At 59.1% G+C, this 14,017-nt stretch carries 12 protein-coding genes; 7 read left to right on the plus strand and 5 right to left on the minus strand.

All coding sequences use genetic code 11. The features are described from left to right. Window positions 1-85 precede the first annotated feature (85 nt). The 7 genes from acs to argR all read left to right on the plus strand — a co-directional run bounded on the left by acs (window position 86) and on the right by argR (window position 8,063). Window positions 86-2,047 carry an acetate--CoA ligase gene (acs, locus tag PMYSY11_RS09425; RefSeq protein ID WP_069900535.1) on the plus strand — a complete coding sequence of 654 codons (1,962 nt, stop codon included), beginning with the start codon at window positions 86-88 and terminating at the stop codon, window positions 2,045-2,047. Window positions 2,048-2,567: 520 nt separating this feature from the next. After that, the gene (locus PMYSY11_RS09430; protein WP_090515260.1) at window positions 2,568-3,347 is read left to right on the plus strand and encodes an ABC transporter substrate-binding protein; all 780 of its coding nucleotides are present in this window, start codon (window positions 2,568-2,570) and stop codon (window positions 3,345-3,347) included. A 204-nt stretch (window positions 3,348-3,551) separates the two neighbouring features. Beyond that, window positions 3,552-4,241 carry an ABC transporter permease gene (locus PMYSY11_RS09435; protein WP_069900533.1) on the plus strand — a complete coding sequence of 230 codons (690 nt, stop codon included), beginning with the start codon at window positions 3,552-3,554 and terminating at the stop codon, window positions 4,239-4,241. 16 nt (window positions 4,242-4,257) lie between these two features. Then, the gene (locus tag PMYSY11_RS09440; protein ID WP_069900532.1) at window positions 4,258-4,956 is read left to right on the plus strand and encodes an ABC transporter permease; all 699 of its coding nucleotides are present in this window, start codon (window positions 4,258-4,260) and stop codon (window positions 4,954-4,956) included. Between the two features lie 10 nt (window positions 4,957-4,966). Further along, a complete protein-coding gene (locus PMYSY11_RS09445; protein ID WP_150549004.1) occupies window positions 4,967-6,079 on the plus strand; it encodes a succinylglutamate desuccinylase/aspartoacylase family protein in 1,113 nt (370 codons plus the stop codon). 25 nt (window positions 6,080-6,104) lie between these two features. Next, window positions 6,105-6,869 (plus strand): ABC transporter ATP-binding protein, encoded by a 765-nt coding sequence (locus PMYSY11_RS09450; RefSeq protein WP_069900530.1) that lies wholly within the window; start codon window positions 6,105-6,107, stop codon window positions 6,867-6,869. 213 nt (window positions 6,870-7,082) lie between these two features. Then, window positions 7,083-8,063 (plus strand): transcriptional regulator ArgR, encoded by a 981-nt coding sequence (argR, locus tag PMYSY11_RS09455; protein WP_150549005.1) that lies wholly within the window; start codon window positions 7,083-7,085, stop codon window positions 8,061-8,063. A gap of 25 nt (window positions 8,064-8,088) precedes the next feature. On the opposite strand, the gene PMYSY11_RS09460 is transcribed toward argR, so the two are convergent. From PMYSY11_RS09460 to PMYSY11_RS09480, 5 genes are all read right to left on the minus strand, one after another. Further along, window positions 8,089-8,964: an ion transporter gene (locus tag PMYSY11_RS09460; protein ID WP_150549006.1), complete on the minus strand. Its 876-nt coding sequence runs from the start codon at window positions 8,962-8,964 to the stop codon at window positions 8,089-8,091. Between the two features lie 105 nt (window positions 8,965-9,069). Further along, the gene (locus PMYSY11_RS09465) at window positions 9,070-9,975 is read right to left on the minus strand and encodes an urea transporter (protein ID WP_150549007.1); all 906 of its coding nucleotides are present in this window, start codon (window positions 9,973-9,975) and stop codon (window positions 9,070-9,072) included. 141 nt (window positions 9,976-10,116) lie between these two features. Then, the gene (gene pyk, locus PMYSY11_RS09470; RefSeq protein WP_150549008.1) at window positions 10,117-11,532 is read right to left on the minus strand and encodes a pyruvate kinase; all 1,416 of its coding nucleotides are present in this window, start codon (window positions 11,530-11,532) and stop codon (window positions 10,117-10,119) included. 47 nt (window positions 11,533-11,579) lie between these two features. Next, on the minus strand, window positions 11,580-12,854 hold the full coding sequence (locus PMYSY11_RS09475; protein ID WP_150549009.1) for a glycerate kinase type-2 family protein: 1,275 nt from the start codon (window positions 12,852-12,854) through the stop codon (window positions 11,580-11,582). Between the two features lie 271 nt (window positions 12,855-13,125). Continuing rightward, window positions 13,126-14,016, minus strand: a complete 891-nt coding sequence (locus tag PMYSY11_RS09480; RefSeq protein ID WP_090515245.1) for a 2-hydroxy-3-oxopropionate reductase — start codon at window positions 14,014-14,016, stop codon at window positions 13,126-13,128. Window position 14,017: the final 1 nt, after the last annotated feature.

Here is a 14,017-nt window from a genome sequence, read left to right on the forward strand (position 1 = left end):
GGTCGAATGGCCTGCCGTGTGGCTGTTGGTCACACAATGGGGCATATAAAAATAACTAATCCATTCTCAGATTGAGGTGATTTTGATGAGCGCTGCGTCTTTATATCCTGTTCGTCCGGAAGTGGCGGAAAACACGCTGACTGATGAAGCAACCTATAAGGCCATGTACCAGCAGTCGGTGATCAACCCGGACGGTTTCTGGCGTGAGCAGGCCCAACGCATCGAATGGATCAAGCCATTCACCAAGGTCAAACAGACTTCATTCGACGATCACCACGTGGACATCAAGTGGTTCGCTGACGGCACGCTGAACGTGTCCGCCAACTGCCTGGACCGTCATCTTGAAGAGCGTGGCGATCAGGTCGCAATCATCTGGGAAGGGGATGATCCTTCCGAACAACGCAACATTACCTACCGCGAACTGCACGAGCAGGTCTGCAAATTTGCCAACGCCTTGCGCGGTCAGGACATCCATCGCGGCGATGTTGTGACTATCTATATGCCGATGATTCCGGAAGCGGTTGTGGCCATGCTGGCCTGTACCCGCATCGGCGCGGTGCACTCCGTGGTTTTCGGTGGCTTCTCGCCGGAAGCACTGGCCGGTCGCATTATCGACTGCAAATCCAAGGTGGTAATCACCGCCGATGAAGGCCTGCGCGGCGGCAAGCGTGTAGCGCTGAAAGCCAACGTCGACGATGCGCTGACCAACCCTGAAACCTCCAGCGTGCAGAAGATCATTGTCTGCAAGCGCACGGGCGGCAACATCAAGTGGAACCAGCATCGCGACGTCTGGTACGAAGACCTGATGAAGGTTGCCGGTAACTACTGCGCGCCAAAAGAGATGGGCGCCGAAGAGCCGCTGTTCATTCTTTACACCTCGGGTTCTACCGGTAAGCCGAAAGGCGTGCAGCACACCACCGGCGGCTATCTGGTGTATGCGGCGCTGACCCATGAGCGTGTATTCGATTACAAGCCGGGTGATATTTACTGGTGCACCGCTGATGTGGGCTGGGTGACTGGTCACAGCTACATCGTTTATGGCCCGCTGGCCAATGGCGCGACCACGCTGCTGTTTGAAGGTGTGCCGAATTATCCGGACATCACCCGCATGGCGAAAATCATCGACAAGCACAAGGTCAATATCCTCTACACCGCGCCAACCGCTATCCGCGCGATGATGGCCGAAGGCCCGGCTGCGGTAGAAGGTGCTGACGGTTCGAGCCTGCGCCTGCTGGGCTCGGTCGGTGAGCCGATCAATCCGGAAGCCTGGAACTGGTACCACACCACTGTCGGTAAAGAGCGTTGCCCGATTGTCGATACCTGGTGGCAGACCGAAACCGGCGGCATTCTGATCAGCCCACTGCCGGGTGCTACTGCGCTGAAGCCGGGTTCGGCAACGCGTCCGTTCTTTGGTGTGCAACCAGCACTGGTCGACAACCTGGGCAACCTGCTGGACGGCGCGACCGAGGGCAATCTGGTCATCATCGATTCGTGGCCGGGTCAGGCCCGCACCTTGTACGGTGACCATGATCGTTTCGTGGATACCTACTTCAAGACCTTCCGTGGCATGTACTTCACCGGTGACGGTGCGCGTCGCGACGAAGACGGTTACTACTGGATTACCGGTCGCGTGGACGATGTTCTCAACGTTTCCGGCCACCGCATGGGCACCGCCGAAATCGAAAGCGCGATGGTTGCGCACCCGAAAGTGGCCGAGGCTGCCGTGGTTGGCGTGCCGCACGACATCAAGGGGCAGGGCATCTACGTTTACGTAACGCTCAACGGCGGCGAAGAAACCACCGAGCAATTGCGTCAGGAACTGAAGAACTGGGTGCGTAAGGAGATTGGTCCGATTGCCTCGCCAGACGTTATTCAGTGGGCGCCAGGCCTGCCGAAAACGCGTTCCGGCAAGATCATGCGACGCATCCTGCGCAAAATCGCCACCGGTGAGTACGACGCACTGGGCGATATCTCGACCCTTGCCGATCCGGGTGTTGTTCAGCACCTGATCGACACTCACAAGGAAATGACCAGCGCCTGCGCCTGATCACCTCCTGATTAAACCAACGCCCGGCTCTTGAGTCGGGCGTTGTTGTTTCCGGGGTTGCCTGGCTCGGACTGAGCTCGTGCGGTTAGGCGGCTGTTAGGTAACAAAGGCCTGAAACGGGTGGGCCAAAATGGAACACTTTGCCCCGGCTTGCGACAAAATGGGGCGTGCTCTAAAATGATTTTTCAGGCATAGGCCGCATCATTACTGCGGTCTGTGAATGTTGGCGTGATAGTTGCCTTGTTAATAGGTTATGCTTGATGTTTCTGGAAGCACGTTCGCCTGCTTCTGTCAATAAGCCCTCGCGGGCGCCTAGACCCTTTTGTAATTACTTGTCGCATTGAGGAAATATCGACTTTCGGCCTGCCGATAGAATGCCGCTCACCCAGCTTGAGCCGTTTATGGCCTGCGCAATGCGCACAGGCGTCGCGACTCTCTACAATTCATGCATGGCTGGATGCAGATAAACAAGCCACATATTCACTGCCAAACGAAGCCCCCCATACGAAGGAGTCACAAGATGAAGAAGATTGCACTTCTCGGCGCATTGGCGCTATCCGTGTTGTCGTCAATGGCCATGGCCGAAGACGCCAAAACCCTGCGCATTGGTATTGAAGCGGCTTACCCTCCGTTTGCGTTCAAAACTCCGGAAGGCAACATCACCGGTTTTGACTACGACATCGGCAATGCCCTGTGTGAAGAGATGCAGGTCAAGTGTAAGTGGATCGAGCAAGAGTTCGACGGCCTGATCCCGGCTTTGAAAGTTCGCAAGTTCGACGCTGTACTGTCCTCAATGACCATCACCGAAGACCGTCTGAAGTCGGTCGACTTCTCGAAAAAGTACTACCACACCCCAGCCAAGCTGGCGATGAAAGCGGGTACCGAGATCAAAGATCCGTTGACTGATCTCAAAGGCAAGAAAGTCGGCGTGCAGCGCGCCTCGATCTATGACCGTTACGCTACCGACGTACTGGCCCCGGCCGGTGTTGAAGTGGTTCGTTACAGCTCGCAGAATGAAATCTTCCTTGACCTGACTGCTGGCCGCCTGGATGCCACGCTGGCTGACGCTGTCAATATCGACGACGGCTTCCTCAAGACCGACGCCGGTAAAGGCTTCGCGCTAGTAGGCCCGGACTTCAACGAGAAGAAGTACTTCGGTGAAGGCGCAGGCATTGCAGTACGCAAGGGCGATACCGCTCTGGCCGACAAGATTACTGCTGCAATCGCTGGCATTCGCGCCAACGGTAAGTACAAAGAAGTGCAGGACAAGTACTTCGATTTCGACGTTTACGGCGAGTAAGCGTTACGCATGAGTGGGCTCAGTGTTTGCACGCGCAGCCCATTCAATGCGGTGCCGTCAGGCCGGCATTTTCCAGCACTGCGTGGCAATTGCAGTGTTTGCCGGCTGACTTCTACCCACCCGAATTTTGTTTGATTGGCCTCTCTGCCAGTCAATCCGACCGTTCTCTGGCGCCGTCTGGCGCTTGCTTGAGGTAATCAGAGCATGCTGAATGGCTATGGTTCGACCATTCTCGATGGAGCTTGGCTCACCCTGGTGTTGGCGCTGACTTCAATGGCAGTCGCAACGTTTCTGGGGCTGGTGGGCGCAGCCTTTCGGTTATCGCCCATCAAGTGGCTGGCATTCCTCGGCGAAACCTACGCGACAGTTGTGCGCGGGATTCCTGATCTGGTTTTGATTCTGCTGATCTTTTACGGCGGCCAGGACATGGTCAACCGTCTGGCCCCAATGTTTGGCTATGAGGATTACATCGACATCAATCCGTTCATGGCCGGCGTCTTCACCATGGGCTTCATCTTCGGGGCTTATCTGTCCGAGACCTTTCGCGGTGCATTCATGGCGATCCCCAAGGGCCAGTCCGAGGCGGGCATGGCGTATGGCATGAGTTCGGCCAAGGTGTTTTTCAGAATCCTCGTGCCGCAGATGATCCGTTTTGCAATCCCCGGTTTCACCAATAACTGGCTGGTATTGACCAAGGCGACTGCGCTGATTTCTGTGGTTGGCCTGCAAGACATGATGTTCAAGGCCAAGAGTGCTGCTGACGCCACGCGTGAGCCATTCACCTTTTACCTGGCTGTTGCCGGGCTGTATCTGGTGCTCACGAGTGTGTCGCTGTTAGCGCTGCGCTTCCTCGAAAAACGCTACTCGGTCGGCACCAAAGCCGCTGACCTGTGAGCCGGAGGATCGACTGATGATTTTCGATTACAACGTCATTATCGACAGTTTGCCGCTGTACTTCGGCGGTGTACTGGTCACCATCAAGCTGCTGCTGATCTCGCTGGCGCTGGGTTTGGCGATGGCCATTCCGCTGGGCTTGATGCGAGTTTCCAAGGCGGTCTGGCTGAATTTCCCGGCCTGGCTGTATACCTACGTGATTCGCGGCACGCCGATGCTGGTGCAGCTGTTCCTGATCTATTACGGGTTGGCGCAGTTCGAGTCGGTGCGTGAATCCGCGCTCTGGCCGTATCTGTCGAACGCCACGTTCTGTGCTTGCCTGGCCTTTGCCATCAACACCAGCGCCTACACCGCCGAGATTCTGGCGGGCAGCCTCAAGGCCACGCCGCACGGTGAAATCGAAGCAGCCAAAGCCATGGGCATGTCGCGGTTCAAACTGTACAAGCGCATCTTGCTGCCTTCGGCATTGCGCCGGGCGCTGCCGCAGTACAGCAACGAAGTGATCATGATGCTGCACACCACCAGTCTGGCGTCGATCGTGACCCTGATCGATATCACTGGTGCAGCGCGTACGGTTAGCTCGCAGTATTACCTGCCGTTCGAGGCGTTTATCACGGCAGGTGTTTTCTACCTCTGCCTGACCTTCATTCTGGTGCGCCTGTTCAAGCGCGCCGAATTGCGCTGGCTGGCCTACATGGCCCCGCGCAAGTCCTGAGGAGTAACGCATGCAGCGTATTGATCATGTATTGCCGTGGAGTACACCCGGCACTGAGCGCCGTCTGACGGTACTGCGTTATGGCAGTGGCGAGCGCAAGGCTTACATTCAGGCCTCTTTGCACGCCGATGAGTTGCCGGGCATGCGGGTCGCGGTCGAGTTGCGTCGCCGCCTGCGTGAGCTTGAAGAGCAGGGGCGCTTGCTTGGCGTCATCGAACTGGTGCCGGTAGCCAACCCAATCGGCCTGGAACAGATGGTTCAGGGTCAGCATCAAGGCCGTTTCGAACTGTCGAGCGGCAAGAACTTCAACCGTGACTTTGCCGATCTGGCCGAGTTGATCGGGCCGGCGTTGCAGGGCCACGTGGGCAGCGATGAAGCGGCCAATACGGCGCTAATCCGCAGCAGCATGCGCGCTGTTCTGGATGCGCTTGAGCCCGCCGCATCGGCGCTGGAAGGCATGCAGCGGCTGTTGTTGCGCCACGCCTGCGACGCCGATGTGATGCTCGATCTGCATTGCGACTTTGAAGCTGCTGTACACCTCTACGGGATTCCGCAGCAGTGGCCGGCGCTACGCTCTCTGGCCGCGCGGCTTGAGGCGGGTACGGTGTTGCTGGCGGAAGACTCCGGCGGCTCATCATTCGATGAAGCCTGCTCTGCGCCGTGGTTGCGACTGGCGCAGCGCTTCCCGGATGCGGCCATTGCGCCGGCATGCCTGTCGACCACCGTCGAGCTGGGCGGCATGGACAACACCGATGCGCACAAGGCGCGGGAATACGCTGAGGCGATTCTGGCGTTTCTGGCTGAACAAGGCCTGATCAGTGGTGAATGGCCTCAAGCGCCGCAAGCGTGCTGCGATGCAGTGCCTTTCAGCGGCACTGAGCTGCTGTTTCCGCCGCACTGTGGTGTGGTCAGCTTCTTTCACAAGGCCGGCGAATACGTCGAAGCCGGTACACCGATATTCGAAGTTCTGGACCCGCTGGATGATAACGGTACGATTGTTTGTGCTGGCACATCCGGGGTTTTGTTTGCGATAGAGCGCATGCGTTTTGCGCAGCCTGGACGCTGGTTGGCCAAGGTGGCCGGACATCAATCTATCCGTCAGGGCCGCTTGCTCAACGACTGATTCACTGCATTCGAGAGTCGACACCATGTACAAACTGGAAGTCCAAGATCTGCACAAACGCTACGGCAGCCATGAAGTGCTCAAGGGCGTTTCGCTCGCGGCAAAGGCAGGCGACGTCATTAGCATCATCGGTTCCAGCGGTTCCGGTAAGAGTACGTTCCTGCGTTGCATCAACATGCTTGAGCAGCCGTATGGCGGCAAAATCCTGCTCAACAATGAAGAGCTGAAACTGGTTCCAAGCAAAGACGGTGCACTCAAGGCGGCTGATCCCAAGCAGTTGCAGCGCATGCGTTCACGTCTGGCGATGGTGTTTCAGCACTTCAACCTGTGGTCGCACATGAGCGCGTTGGAAAACGTTATCGAAGCGCCGGTTCACGTACTGGGCATGGCAAAGAAAGAGGCGCTGGAAAAGGCCGAGCATTACCTCAATAAAGTGGGGGTGGCGCACCGCAAAGACGCTTATCCGGCGCACATGTCCGGCGGCGAGCAGCAGCGTGTGGCTATTGCCCGTGCATTGGCAATGGAGCCTGAGGTTATGCTGTTCGATGAGCCAACCTCGGCACTTGATCCGGAGCTGGTAGGCGAAGTGCTCAAGGTCATGCAAGACCTCGCGCAGGAAGGTCGCACCATGGTGGTGGTGACTCACGAAATGGGCTTCGCCCGTGAAGTCTCCAATCAGCTGGTGTTCCTGCACAAGGGCGTCGTTGAGGAGCGGGGTGATCCGCGCGAAGTGTTGGTTAATCCGCAATCTGAGCGGCTCCAGCAGTTTCTTTCCGGTAGCCTTAAATAAGTGGCATCAGGGAGACAGTCGACTCGCACGGAGCGCTTAGGATTGAACAGGCCCGGCAGGTATTTGCGCCCTAACATGGTGCGAAATCAATGCCTTAAGGTTTTGTAACGCAGTACTATGCAACTCATCAGTTTGCCTGTGCAGGTTTGGCTGAGTTTTCCGGGCGTCGCCAAGGCGGCGCTTTTCCCTGATTAAGAGCACGAACTGCCCCAAATGAATGCCCATCGAATTGGCTTCCTGATCTGGCCCAGCACCAAAGCGCTGACCTTGGCACTGGCCGAGGAAGCGCTGCTGGTGGCCCAGCGCGTTCACCCTGAGGTTGTCTACGAACTGTGCTTTTTGCAGGCAGAACCGCCGGCCGAGAACAGCTGGAAAATGCCGGGTGAACCCTGGCAGGGCAAACTTGAAGGCTGCCAGCGGCTGTTTCTGCTGGCCGACGAGCCGCCTGCCAACCTGCACATGACGCTCTCCACTGCACTCAAACAGCAGGTGCGTGCGGGGTGTCTGGTTGGCGGTATCGCGGCCGGGGTTTATCCGTTGGCGCAACTGGGCTTGCTCGACGGCTATCGCGCTTCGGTGCATTGGCGCTGGCAGGATGATTTTTCCGAGCGCTATCCCAAGGTCATCGCCACCAGCCACTTGTTTGACTGGGATCGTGATCGCATGACGGCATGCGGCGGTCTGGCCGTGCTCGACCTGATGCTGGCCTTGCTGGCGCGCGATCACGGCGCTGAGCTTGCCGGTGCGGTGAGCGAAGAGTTGGTGGTGGAGCGGATTCGTGAAGGCGGCGAGCGCCAGCGCATTCCGCTGCAAAATCGCCTTGGCTCAAGCCATCCCAAGCTGACTCAGGCAGTTTTGTTGATGGAGGCGAACATTGAAGAGCCGCTGACCACCGACGAAATTGCCCAGCACGTGTGCGTCTCAAGGCGTCAGTTGGAGCGGATTTTCAAGCAGTACCTCAACCGCGTTCCCAGCCAGTATTACCTTGAACTGCGCCTGAACAAGGCGCGTCAGTTGCTGATGCAGACCAGTAAGTCGATCATTCAGATTGGCCTGTCGTGTGGCTTCTCGTCCGGCCCGCATTTCTCCAGCGCCTACCGCAATTTCTTCGGCGCAACGCCACGTGAAGATCGCAACCAGCGGCGCAACAACAGCCCATTCGAGCTGACTTCAACGCCCAACGAGCGCAGCTGATTTACAGCAGCTGCGCGCCGTTTGATCAAACCGGACCTTGCTCTGCTGCAGATGGCGGGCTGGAGGCGGGCTGATCCGCCTCACGCGGATAGAGCGGATTGCCGCAGCGATTGCAGAAGGCCGCGTTCGGCTCATGGCTGGGTTTCTTGCAGCTTGGGCATTCGCGCTCAAGGCCTTCACCGCCATTCATTGCGGTAGCCAGTTCGGCGGTAAATATGCCGGTGGGCACGGCGATAATCGAATAACCGGTAATCATCACCAGCGTCGAGAGAAACTGGCCCAGCGCGGTTTTCGGCACGATGTCGCCAAAGCCCACCGTGGTCAGGGTTACGACCGCCCAGTAAATCCCTTTGGGGATGCTGGTGAAACCATGCTCCGGGCCTTCAATCACGTACATCAGCGTTCCGAACACCGTCACCAGCACGGCAATGCAGGAGAAGAACACGATGATCTTCTGGCGGCTGCCGCGCAGGGCGGTCATCAAAAAATTGGCCTGGCGCAGGTAAGGGCTGAGCTTGAGTACGCGAAACACCCGCATCATCCGGATAACCCGCACGATGAGCAGGTATTGGGCGCTCGGGAACAGCAGAATCAGCAGGCCGGGCAAAATCGCCAGTAAATCGATCAGGCCATAGAAGCTGAAAATGTAGCGCAGAGGCTTTGGCGAGCAGTAAATACGCACCAGATATTCGGCGGCGAACAGGGCGGTAAACATCCACTCAAGCCCGGACATCAACGACTTGTATTGGCTGTGTACGCCTTGGATGCTGTCGAGCATCACCACCACAAGGCTGGCCAGAATGGTCACCAGCAAAATATTGTCGAAGCGCTGGCCGGCGGGGGTGTCGGTGAAAAAGATGATCCGGTAAATCCGGCGGCGCAAACTCAAATGGTTATCCATGTGCTGCTAGCGTGCTCCCTGTTGTCCGCGCTTAGATCAAGGCGGGTGAATCGGCGATTAGCCTAGGGAGTTTAGCCTGAGTGGCGACCTTGTTGCGCGCCGGACTTATTTAACCGGAGCGCAGTCGTTGGCACTTTGCTTGAGCAGTCGCTGGCTGGCCTTGAGCAACCAGCAGGCGAGAATGAAAGGCATGGTCAGCGCCGGGAGCCCCAGACTGCTGAATCCCGGCTGCAGCAGCAACGCCAGAACGATACCGATCACCGGCAGGCACGCGCCGCGATTAACCTGACTCACGGCGATGGCGGTTAACACTGCGTTGTAGCCGAATAGCCCGGCCAGCGCACTGTGCTGCTCCCAGCCTTGCAACAGGGCGAACGCCAGCCCCGCACTGGTGCCGATCAGCGCCCACAATGCCGCACGCCGATCGGCTATCAGCAGCCCCAAGAGCAGGCAAATCCCAGCCAGTGGACGGTCGATAAAAATCACTTGGCCCAATCCGCGTGCCACGGCGGACAGCGCGGTTGGCCAATTGAGCTGATGCGTTAAGTCTGCCGCGTTGGCTGTGGCTTCAAGTTGCAGAGGGCCAGCCAACTGCAGGACCAGCCAGCCGAGCAGGACAAACGGGCAGGTGAAGGCGGGGAGCCATTGGCGTTTGCGCATGCGCGCCATCCACGGCGCCAGCAGCAGGCTTGATGCCCCTGCGCTGAACATAATCAGCAGTGGGTTGAGTTGCGACCAGTTGAATTGGCTGGTGATCAGAATTCCCAGCAGGATGCCGTTGTAGCCATACAAACCCTGGCTAATGTCCGCCGCCGGGTAACCTCGGCGTTGCGCCGTGAGCATGCTGCAAAGCCCGCCAAGCAGTGCGCCGCCGAGCAAGTCGGGCGCGCCGGTGCACAGGGCCAACAGCACCAACAGGCCGCAGCGCGGATTGGCCTGTAAAAATATCTGGCTGAAACCGTTGAGCAGGGCGCGAAAACCGCTGAGGGTGTGTTCGGTAATGGGCTGCATCGAATGACTCGGCAACAGGCTCAATAAAAAACAGCGCCGACCGCAGATGCAGAAGGCGCCATAAAGATGCAGTCGCTGTTCGTGGAGCGATTGCCCGGGTTACGCCAAACGCCGATGCGTTTGGCGCATTCGTGCGCACGGTTAGTGCAAGGTTTCGATGCGCAGGCTGTTGGTGCTGCCCGGCTGCCCAAAAGGCTCGCCGGCGGTAATGACCACGGTGTCGCCACGTTTGGCCATGCCTTGCGCCTGAGCGATTTCCAGCGCGGTGGCGGTGACTTCCTCGACCTTGTGCAGGCGTTCGTTAACCACCGAATAAATGCCCCATGCCACTGTCAGGCGGCGCGCGGTGTGCAGGTTCGGGGTGAGACTGAGGATTGGCGCCTTGGGCCGTTCACGTGAGGCACGCAGGCTGGATGCGCCGGATTCGGTGTAGTTGACCAGCGCCGCCACCGGCAAAATTCCGCTGATGCGGCGTATGGCGCAGCTGATGGCATCGGAGCTGGTGGCCTCGGCTTGTGGGCGGCTGACGTCCAGCTGCGCCTGAAAATCCGGGCCGCTTTCAACCTGACGAATGATTTTGCTCATCATGCCCACAGCTTCCAGTGGGTACTCGCCGGAGGCGGTCTCTGCCGACAACATCACCGCGTCTGCGCCTTCGGCCACGGCATTGGCAACGTCGGTGACTTCGGCGCGGGTCGGCGCCGGGGAGAAGCGCATCGACTCCAGCATCTGCGTGGCGACAACCACCGGGCGGCCCAGTTGGCGGCAGGTGCGGATGATGTCTTTCTGGATGCGCGGCACGTTCTCGGCCGGCACTTCAACACCCAGATCGCCACGCGCGACCATGATTGCGTCGCACAGCGTGGCGATTTCTTCGAGGTGGGTCACCGCCGATGGCTTCTCGATCTTGGCCATCAGAAACGCCTTGCCCTGAATCAGTTCGCGTGCCTCGATGATGTCTTGCGGGCGTTGCACAAACGACAGCGCCACCCAGTCCACACCCAATTCCAGACCGAAGCTCAGGTCGCGGCGATCCTTCTCGGTTAGCGGGCTGAGTTGCAGAACGGCCTCGGGCACGTTAACGCCTTTGCGGTCCGACAACTCGCCGCCGGCAATCACCTCGGTATCAACCGCATCGCTGTGTTTGGCCGTCACTTGCAGGCGCAGGCGGCCATCGTCCAGCAACAGGCTCATACCCGGCTGCAGGGCTTCGATGATTTCCGGGTGCGGCAGATTTACGCGTTGGGCGTTACCCGGGGTTTTATCCAGATCCAGGCGCAAGCTGTCGCCGCGTTGCAGCATGACCTTGCCCTCCGCGAAGCGGCCAACGCGCAGTTTCGGGCCTTGCAGGTCCATCAGGATGCCGATGGGCTGGTTAAGTTGGCGCTCGACTTCACGCACCCAGTTGTAACGCTCGGCGTGATCGGCATGCTCGCCGTGGCTGAAGTTGAGGCGGAAAATGTTCACCCCGGCTTCGACCAGCTGGCGGATGTCGTCGATGGTTTTGATCGCCGGGCCCAGCGTGGCGAGGATTTTTACTTTCTTGTCAGCCGTCATGATGATGCTCTTGAAGTGATGGAATTCGGTGTGTGTGCGCCGCGCAGTTACTGCGCTTCGTTGCCGAGGATCAGCAGCGCACGGAAGTCGTTGACGTTGGTGCACGTCGGGCCGGTAACGATCAGCTCATCGAGTGCGGCGAAGTAGCCATAGCCGTTGTTGTTGTCCAGCTCATCACGCGCGCTGAGGTTCTGCAGGCCTGCCCGCGCATAACTGAACGGCGTCATGATCGCGCCCGCGTTGTCTTCGGAGCCGTCGATGCCATCGGTATCACCGGCAATGGCGTACACGCCGTCCAGCCCCTTGAGGCTTTCGGTGAGGCTCAGCAGGAACTCGGCATTACGCCCGCCACGGCCATTGCCGCGCACGGTCACCGTGGTTTCACCGCCAGAGAGAATCACGCATGGCGCCTTGATTGGCTGGCCGTGCAGCACGACTTGACGCGCAATACCAGCATGGACTTTGGCCACGTCACGCGCTTCGCCCTCAAGGTCGCCGAGAATCAGTACCGGCAGGCCGGCGGCTTGGACTTTGGCGGCGGCCGCCTCCAGCGATTGTTGCGGGGTCGCGATCAGCTGGAAGTGGCTACGCGCCAGGCACGGATCGCCGGGCTTGACCGTTTCTGAGCGCGGGTCTTGCAGCCATTTGCGCACGTTGACCGTGATTTCGATGTTGTAGCGAGCCAATATCGCCAGCGCCTCAACCGAAGTGCTCGGGTCTGCCACGGTCGGGCCAGAGGCAATCACCGTGGCCTCATCGCCAGGCACATCGGAAATGGCGTAGGTGTAAACCGTGGCGGGCCAACTAGCCTTGGCCAGACGGCCACCCTTGATCGCCGAGAGGTGTTTGCGCACGCAGTTCATCTCGGCAATGGTCGCGCCGGATTTCAGCAATGCTTTGTTGATCGCCTGCTTGTTTTGCAGGGTAATGCCTTCGGCGGGCAGGGCGAGCAGGGAAGAGCCGCCACCGGACAATAGGAAGATGACCCGGTCGCTTTCGCTCAGGTTGCTGACCAGCGCCAGTACGCGTTTGGCCACGCGCTCACCGGCATCATCAGGCACCGGATGGGCCGCTTCCACCACCTCGATCTTGCGGCAATCTGCGCCATGACCATAACGGGTCACCACCAGCCCGCTGACCTCGCCTTGCCATTCGCGCTCAATGACTTCAGCCATGGCGGCGGCGGCCTTGCCCGCGCCAATCACAATGACCCGGCCGCTGCGATCCGCCGGTAAATGATCGGCGAGAACGTGGCGTGGGTGCGCGGCATCAATGGCGGTATTGAACAGGTCGCGGAGCAGGGTTTGCGGGTCGAAGGACATGGCAGGCTCTCTTGTTGTTGGCGGCGGCCGCAGGGCATTGCAAAGGCAGCAAGGCGGTGGTGCTGGGCCGATTACAGTCCACAATTGCCGGTCTCGGCCGCTCTGGACTGGAATCGACCAACCCGTCAGACAGGCCGTGACACCGGCTGCCGGGAGGTCGAAAGGGGCATCAGATGGCGAGCCCAACCTACCTTGGGCACGCCACCTGATGTGTTGCTCTTGGCGTTACCGCGAGCGGGCCTTGCGGCTCGCCTGGCGGTACGCGCCGGTCTCAGTCCTTGCGGATCGAGAAGTTGGCCATGTGCTCAAGGCCTTTAACCAGTGCCGAGTGGTCCCAGTTGCTGCCACCGATAGCGGCGCAGGTGCTGAACACTTGCTGGGCGTTGGCGGTGTTCGGCAGGTTCAGGCCCAACTCGCGTGCGCCAGCCAGTGCCAAGTTGAGGTCTTTCTGGTGCAGGCTGATGCGGAAGCCCGGATCGAAGGTGCCTTTGATCATGCGTTCGCCGTGAACTTCGAGAATCTTCGAGCCAGCAAAGCCACCCATCAGTGCTTCACGCACCTTGGCAGGATCTGCGCCGTTCTTGGCCGCAAACAGCAGGGCTTCAGCGACGGCCTGAATGTTCAGGGCGACGATGATCTGGTTAGCCACTTTGGCTGTTTGGCCGTCGCCGTTGCCGCCAACGCGGGTAATGTTCTTACCCATCGACTGGAACAGCGGCAGGGCGCGTTCAAAGGCGTTCGGGCAACCCCCGACCATGATCGACAGGGTTGCTGCCTTGGCGCCCACTTCGCCGCCGGAAACCGGTGCGTCGAGGTAAGCCGCGCCAGTGGCTTTGATCTTGTCAGCGAAGGTTTTGGTCGCGCTTGGCGAGATCGAGCTCATGTCGATCACCACCTTGTTCGGGCCTACACCTTCGGCAACGCCTTCGCTGCGGAACAGCACGTCTTCTACGTGCGGGGTATCCGGCACCATGACGATAATGAATTCGGCTTCCTGCGCGACTTCCTTCGGGTTGGCCAGCGCGATGGCGCCTGCTGCGACCAGATCATCCGGTGCGGCGTCGTGGTGGGTGGAGAGAAACAGTTGATGACCTGCTTTTTGCAGGTTCTCGGCCATAGGCTTGCCCATGATGCCGGTGCCGATAAAACCAATCTTAGCCATG

The sequence above is a fragment of the Pseudomonas marincola genome (assembly GCF_900682675.2).
Lineage (GTDB): Bacteria > Pseudomonadota > Gammaproteobacteria > Pseudomonadales > Pseudomonadaceae > Aquipseudomonas > Aquipseudomonas marincola.

What these genes read in the sequence shown, in the direction of transcription:
- acs (WP_069900535.1), top strand. Translation starts at nt 86, where the DNA reads ATGAGCGCTGCGTCTTTATATCCTGTTCGTCCGGAAGTGGCGGAAAAC.
- PMYSY11_RS09430 (WP_090515260.1), top strand. Translation starts at nt 2,568, where the DNA reads ATGAAGAAGATTGCACTTCTCGGCGCATTGGCGCTATCCGTGTTGTCG.
- PMYSY11_RS09435 (WP_069900533.1), top strand. Translation starts at nt 3,552, where the DNA reads ATGCTGAATGGCTATGGTTCGACCATTCTCGATGGAGCTTGGCTCACC.
- PMYSY11_RS09440 (WP_069900532.1), top strand. Translation starts at nt 4,258, where the DNA reads ATGATTTTCGATTACAACGTCATTATCGACAGTTTGCCGCTGTACTTC.
- PMYSY11_RS09445 (WP_150549004.1), top strand. Translation starts at nt 4,967, where the DNA reads ATGCAGCGTATTGATCATGTATTGCCGTGGAGTACACCCGGCACTGAG.
- PMYSY11_RS09450 (WP_069900530.1), top strand. Translation starts at nt 6,105, where the DNA reads ATGTACAAACTGGAAGTCCAAGATCTGCACAAACGCTACGGCAGCCAT.
- argR (WP_150549005.1), top strand. Translation starts at nt 7,083, where the DNA reads ATGAATGCCCATCGAATTGGCTTCCTGATCTGGCCCAGCACCAAAGCG.
- PMYSY11_RS09460 (WP_150549006.1), bottom strand. Translation starts at nt 8,964, where the DNA reads ATGGATAACCATTTGAGTTTGCGCCGCCGGATTTACCGGATCATCTTT.
- PMYSY11_RS09465 (WP_150549007.1), bottom strand. Translation starts at nt 9,975, where the DNA reads ATGCAGCCCATTACCGAACACACCCTCAGCGGTTTTCGCGCCCTGCTC.
- pyk (WP_150549008.1), bottom strand. Translation starts at nt 11,532, where the DNA reads ATGACGGCTGACAAGAAAGTAAAAATCCTCGCCACGCTGGGCCCGGCG.
- PMYSY11_RS09475 (WP_150549009.1), bottom strand. Translation starts at nt 12,854, where the DNA reads ATGTCCTTCGACCCGCAAACCCTGCTCCGCGACCTGTTCAATACCGCC.
- PMYSY11_RS09480 (WP_090515245.1), bottom strand. Translation starts at nt 14,016, where the DNA reads ATGGCTAAGATTGGTTTTATCGGCACCGGCATCATGGGCAAGCCTATG.